Below are 404 nucleotides of genomic sequence, written 5' to 3'. Positions count from 1 at the left end.
CGTGGGCAGCGGCGTGGGCAGCGGCGTGGGCAGCGGCGTGGTGGTGTGGGGCGTTCACGTTGTGCGCGGCGTTCTGGTTGCCCACGAAGGGGAAGCGCACGGAGGCAGGCCGAGGTGGCTGTCGGAGCTGCCAGGCGAGGGTGCTGCGGGCGGTTCGCGGGCCGTGGGTGATGACGTGCTCGATCACTGCCGGGGGGAGTCGCGGGCCGAGTCGTGCGATGCCGGCGGAGAGTTCGGCGGAGGTCAGGGCGTTGATGATCAGCGGCACATCCGCAGGCCTCGCGACCTGCGTGAACTTCAGGACCCGCGCTGCCGCATCCGGAACCGTCGGCGGTGCGGCGGCGCCCTCGGCCGCGATGCTCATCGCCCCCGCCCTGCCTCCCGCCTGCCCACACGTGTGTGAC

Annotated in this window: 1 protein-coding gene; it reads right to left on the bottom strand. The window is 73.0% G+C overall.

The window, feature by feature from the left end:
- Positions 1-364 (bottom strand): hypothetical protein (locus GWK61_RS55445; protein WP_194922398.1); only part of this gene is annotated, 364 nt, incomplete at its 3' end.
- Positions 365-404 lie beyond the last annotated feature (40 nt).

The sequence above is a fragment of the Catenulispora rubra genome (assembly GCF_015356825.1).
GTDB lineage: Bacteria > Actinomycetota > Actinomycetes > Streptomycetales > Catenulisporaceae > Catenulispora > Catenulispora rubra.
This window is presented reverse-complemented; position numbering and strand designations above follow the sequence as displayed.